Source organism: Desulfovibrio sp. 1188_IL3213 (assembly GCF_036763145.1).
GTDB lineage: Bacteria > Desulfobacterota > Desulfovibrionia > Desulfovibrionales > Desulfovibrionaceae > Desulfovibrio.
The window spans coordinates 1-5319 of the sequence record NZ_JBAIYR010000143.1 but is presented as its reverse complement, the minus strand read 5'-3'; the positions used below and the strand labels follow the sequence as shown (position 1 = coordinate 5319).

The following is a 5319-nucleotide window of genomic DNA, read 5'->3' as shown; positions in this document are numbered from 1 at the left end:
ATACATTTTCAAAGTTTAAAACACGCTCGCTTCGGCGTTTAACCGCGCAAATAAATTGCGCTTACGCCTTCGCGGCGGGCGTCTGCTCGCGCAGTCGCCAGAGCAATTTCAAAGTGAAATTGCTCTAAAACAGATATCGCTTGAAAGACTTTCAATTTACTTGCCCAAGCGGGCGCGCAGCACTTCAATAACAACCGGCAGCACGGAAACAATAACAATGCCATAAACAATAATGCTGAAATTCTGGCGCACCCATTCAAGGTTGCCCAGAAAAAAACCTGCGGAAACAAGACTGCCGACCCACAGCATGCACCCGGTCACGTTAAAGAAAAAGAACGTGCGGGGATGCATAAGGGCAATACCCGCCACAAAAGGCGCAAATGTGCGTACAATGGGTACAAAACGCGCCAGCACAATGGCCTTGCCGCCGTGGCGTTCGTAAAAATGATGGGCCTTGAGCAGATGCTCTTTCTTGATGAAGCGGCTGTCGCGCGAAAAAATGGCTGGTCCCACATGGCGGCCGATGCAGTAGTTGACGGCATCCCCAAGAATACCCGCCGCCAGCAGTACCAACACCACCTCGGCATAGCCCATAAGGCCCGCCCCGGCCACCACGCCGGAAGCGAACAGCAGAGAATCACCCGGCAAGAACGGCGTGACCACAAGCCCTGTTTCACAAAAAACAATAATGAACAGTATGGCATAAATCCAAAGACCGTACTGCTCCACAAGTTCAAAAAGATGCACATCAATGTGCAGCACAAAGTCAATGAAATAGCTTACCATATCCATACGTTCGTATGCTCCTGGCCCGTTTTGTGGCGAAATGGAACCGCCTGAACGCCCTTGTACCCCAAGCCCGCTTGTGGCACAACACGGGCATGCGACAGAAATTTTCCGTACTCCTGGCCCTTTGCCTCAGCATACTCTTGTTCTCCCTTTCCGACGCCCGCGCCGATTTTTATAATGTGGGCTTTCGCACGCTTGGGCAATGGGATCCCGAAAACGGCCTTCGCCTGGACGTAAACATCTGGTATCCCTCAGTGCGCCCCGCGCGCGATATCCAGTACGGCCCCTGGGAAATTTCAGCCGCCCGCGGAGGCAAACCCGTGGATGGACGCTTTCCGCTCATTCTGCTTTCGCACGACACGGCGGGATCGCGTTTTTCCTACCACGATACGGCCGCATGGCTGGCGGCCTGCGGCTTTGTGGTGGCGGCTCCCACCCATCCCGGCGACAATATGAACAACATGGACCAACTGCTCACCTGGGAGCAGCTTGAAAACCGTGTGCGGGAACTTTCTGGCCTTATTGCCTTTTTGCTCAGCGACGCGGAAACCGAACCCAGCATTGACCACGAGCGTATCGGCGCTCTGGGCTTTGGCGCGGGCGGCACGGCGGTACTGCTGCTTGGCGGCGCCCTTCCCGACTGTGAGGGCTGGAAGGATTATTGCGCGCAGGCCGGCAAGCACGACATGTATTGCAATATCTGGGCGCAAAACCGCATGGACGGCTTATGCCGCAGTCTGCCCCTGACCAGAAGCCCTGCCGATACGCGCGTCAAGGCTGTGGCTGCCGTGGCCCCCGGTTTCGGCATGCTCTTCGGGCGGGACTCTTTCCGCTGGTTCTACCCGCCCCTGCTGCTTGTGGCGGCTGCGGGAGACAGTCTGAACAAGGTCGCCCTGCATGCCCGCAAAATCTACGAATGCACCGGAAAAAAAGCCCGCTGGCTTGTGCTGGACAAGGCCGATGCCGGTGCGCTCATGGCCCCCTGCCCGCCCGCGATGGCAGAAGAATTGCCGGAACTCTGCCGCTCGGTAAGCGAAGAAGACAGAAAAGCCATACATAAGAGCATGTTCGCCGCTCTGAGCGATTTTTTTCTGCACTATCTCGGCAGTGGTAAAAATCTGCCCCATATACCTGCCCCGCCGGATCTCAGCCCGCCCCTGCCGCCCAAACAGGAACCGGCCCCGGCGCCGCCGGAAAAACGCAAGCGATAGTAATATTAGACTTTTTTATCAATAGACCATGTTCATACAGCCCATATCCTTGACAATTGTGCCGCCCCTTACTAAAGCTTTTTAAAGTGCGCTTGTTTTGTGCCGCACATTCATGGATGGTAACATCATCAACGTGACTGTTCGGCCACAACGAAAGTTGCGGCAGGCGTAAAAACAGGCGGACAGTGTTTTGCTGTGCTGCTGCCTTGGCATACGGGCAAGCACTGTCATCATTTGGGTTTTCTGCGCGAAACGGCCCTGGTTGCGTTGCGGCGCAACTTTTTCAGAGCAATGGAAATATGAACGGCATGAAGATACTGCCCCTTTGTATTCTGTGCCTCGTGCTTGCGGCAGTGGTCGGGTCAGCCCCGTATGCCGCACAAACGACGACAGCCCCCCAAAATGCAGCCGAGGTTGAAAACGCCTGGGTTATCATGCCTGCCGGGGCCAAATCGGCTTTTATGGGCATTCATGGCGGCACCATGCCTGTCAGCCTGCTTGTATATGGAGACGGCTCATCGCTGGTGACCTTTGTAGGCCGCACAGGCAACGATTTTCTTGATATGCTGAGACGCACGGACCTGCCAGTGCCAAGCCTGCTTAACGCCACGGCGCATAACGGAACCAGCGGCGGCGTGCTGCCTTCGGGCAAGTCCGGCGTGCTTATGGCAGGCAACCCCAACAGCAGCATACCCGTCTTTAATGTTACAGGAGAAAGACTATCCCATATGGACATGGCCCCTGGGCAGTTGCAACCCTTCGGTCTGTCGGACAAGCCTTTATCCATTGAGGGGGAGGTCAGCAGGCCGACCCACCTTTCTCCCGCCAAGCAGTACAGGCTGTTTTTTCAGCCCCAGTACCTGCAGCCCCGCCGTCCTGCACACTGACGGCAATCACGCGCCCACGAACCCTTGCCGACTTTGTAGCCATTCCTTTTTTCTTTCTATCCTTTCCGTCGTCGAAATTATGGAGCATAATAGCATATTTATAGAATAATTTGTAATTTATAGACATTACGCTAAACTAATCCAGAATAACCAGCCAGAGGAGCCGACTATGTCACTTTCCAGTCATCAAAAGGCAATGGAAAGATTGTATACAGCCAGTGTATCACACGCCACGTCCCGGCCTGCGCAAAAACTTTTTTCACAGGGTCTGAAACACCTTCTGGAAAATTGCCCGGCCTTTGGCGCGTGTGTAGGTGAAGACAATCCTTTTTACCAGGAATTTGTTTTACAGCTGCAAACCAGCGTTTGTCTTGAAGAAGATTGCCTGAGCCTTTTCGAGTGCCTGGCAATCTTCTTCCGTTTGCGCCAGATGGCCGCGAGCGGGATTCCGCTGACCGACATCGAGCGCAAAGTTCTGCACTATTTTGAAACCTGCGGAGAATGGCAACCTCATGATGCCACCATCGTCAGTCTTTGGTACTGGTGGCGCATTCCCTTGCAGGCCACCCATTAAAACCGTGTAAATCCGGACCGCTGCCAATGGGTAAAAAAATATCCAGTACGTGCTTTTTCCATTGCCCGGCAACTATTGAAGCGGCCCAAGCTGCGAACAGTCCGCAAACTCCAGTGTACCTTCGAACGGCTCTCTTTCACGGATATTTCCTGTTCCCCGGCACCGGCAGCCTTTTCTCGTAACGGGATTCATCCCATACGCTTTCCCGCCGGAAGCCGACAGATTTTTGAGCCTGTATCCGATTGTCATCACACCAAAAACCGGGGCGCCGCTTGTACAGACAAGCGGCGCCCCATTTTTACGTGTCCTGTCAAGGCAGCTTCACTTTGAAATTGCTCTGGCGGCTGCGTGAGCAGTCGCCCGCCGCAAAGATGCAAGCGCTATTTACTTGCGCGGTTAAGCATCGAAGCGATGCGTGCCGTAAACTTTGAGAATGTACATTCTCAAAGTTAATCTGCATCTAATGCAAGCCTATTTCTTCAGGTTGTCGGCCAGCAATTCCGAGATGTGGTCAACCTTGATCTTCAGCCCCTGCTTTTCAGCGCCGCCGCGCAGCTGCATGACGCAGCCGGGGCAGTCCACCACCAGGCGGTCGGCTCCGGTCGCCTTCATATTGTTGATTTTCTTTTCCAGAAGCTGCGCCGATATTTCGGGGAACTTCACGGAATAGCTGCCGCCAAAGCCGCAGCAGACTTCTTCTTCCTCGCAGGGCACATATTCCGCCGCGTCGGCAATAAGCTCACGGGGGGCCTTTTTCACGCCCAGACCACGGCAGAGGTGGCACGAAGCGTGGTAGGTGACCTTCTGCCCGGACTTGTGGAAGTCTTCGGGCTTGAGGCCCAGCACGTCGTGAATGAAGGAGCTGAAGTCAATGACCTTGGCTGCAAACGCCTGACCTTCCACCACCGCGTAGTCCTTGTCCAGTATCTGCGGATAATGGTGCTTCAGGTGTCCCGCGCAACTGGCGCAGAGCGTGATGATGTAGTCATAGTTGCCGCCGCGGAAGGCCGCGATGTTCTGCTTTGCCACATCAATGGAGGTCTTGCGCTGGCCCATCATTTCAAGGGGCAGCCCGCAGCAGGACTGCTCCATGGGGAATTCCACCGCCACATTCTTGGCGGCAAGAATTTTTATGCAGGCTTCCAGCTGCTCGGGATAGATGAAGTCCTGGGCGCAGCCGCTGAAGATAGCCACACGCATGACGGGATTCTGCACCTTGGGCGCAATTTCGGGCCAACGGTCGCGGAAGGACTTGCTGGCAATGGCGGGCAGCGCCTTGAAGTTGTGCTTGCCCATAAACACTGCGGGCAGGTGACGCTGGAACTGCGTTCCGCGGGTAAAGGGCTTCTGGGCAAAGCTCGCGAACTTGAGCAGCCGGTGGAAGAGCTTGCGGTTCTTCATGACGGCCGACAGCAGGTTGGCTTCAATGGGCGCGCCCTGCTCCTCGTTGAGGCGGGCGCGGATTTCGCGAATGAGGCGCGGCAGCTCGATGCCGCCGGCGCAGACATTGGCGCACGATTCGCAGCCCATGCAGTTCTGGCTCAGGATGCGCGCGCGCTCCTTGCCGTGGAAGAAGTAGGTAAGAATAAGGCCGATGGCGCCGATGTAGATGTAGCCCATCTTGTGGCCGCCCACCAGACGGTACACGGGGCAGACGTTGGCGCAGGCGCCGCAGCGCACGCAGCGGAAAATCTGCTTGAACAGCGGATCTTTCGCAATCTCGGTACGCCCATTGTCCAGAAAGACCACATGCATGATCTTTTTGTCATCGGCATTGGCCGCGCAGGGGCCGGCCCCGCACATGAAGGTGACGTACGAGGTGATGCGCTGGGCAGTGGCGTTGCGGGGCAGCACCAGC

Annotated in this window: 5 protein-coding genes; 3 read left to right on the top strand and 2 right to left on the bottom strand. The window is 55.7% G+C overall.

Annotation, left to right across the window (positions count from 1 at the left end; translation table 11 throughout):
• Positions 1 to 156: 156 nt before the first annotated feature.
• Positions 157 to 792 carry a DedA family protein gene (locus V6C16_RS07405; RefSeq protein ID WP_333534943.1) on the bottom strand — a complete coding sequence of 212 codons (636 nt, stop codon included), beginning with the start codon at positions 790 to 792 and terminating at the stop codon, positions 157 to 159.
• A 26-nt stretch (positions 793 to 818) separates the two neighbouring features.
• Between V6C16_RS07405 and V6C16_RS07400 the strand changes: the two genes are divergently transcribed.
• The 3 genes from V6C16_RS07400 (at position 819) to V6C16_RS07390 (ending at position 3461) form a co-directional block, all read left to right on the top strand.
• Positions 819 to 2000, top strand: coding sequence for an alpha/beta hydrolase family protein (locus tag V6C16_RS07400; protein WP_333542959.1), 1182 nt, complete (start codon positions 819 to 821; stop codon positions 1998 to 2000).
• 308 nt (positions 2001 to 2308) lie between these two features.
• Positions 2309 to 2887, top strand: coding sequence for a hypothetical protein (locus V6C16_RS07395; protein ID WP_333534941.1), 579 nt, complete (start codon positions 2309 to 2311; stop codon positions 2885 to 2887).
• Between the two features lie 169 nt (positions 2888 to 3056).
• Entirely contained in the window at positions 3057 to 3461 is a 405-nt protein-coding gene (locus V6C16_RS07390) for a hypothetical protein (protein ID WP_333534940.1), read from the top strand.
• Positions 3462 to 3932: 471 nt separating this feature from the next.
• Here V6C16_RS07390 and V6C16_RS07385 read toward each other — a convergent pair.
• Positions 3933 to 5319, bottom strand: a 1387-nt coding sequence (locus V6C16_RS07385; protein WP_333542958.1) for a (Fe-S)-binding protein, incomplete at its 5' end; no start/stop codon positions are given.

What these genes read in the sequence shown, in the direction of transcription:
- V6C16_RS07405 (WP_333534943.1), bottom strand. Translation starts at nt 792, where the DNA reads ATGGATATGGTAAGCTATTTCATTGACTTTGTGCTGCACATTGATGTG.
- V6C16_RS07395 (WP_333534941.1), top strand. Translation starts at nt 2,309, where the DNA reads ATGAAGATACTGCCCCTTTGTATTCTGTGCCTCGTGCTTGCGGCAGTG.
- V6C16_RS07390 (WP_333534940.1), top strand. Translation starts at nt 3,057, where the DNA reads ATGTCACTTTCCAGTCATCAAAAGGCAATGGAAAGATTGTATACAGCC.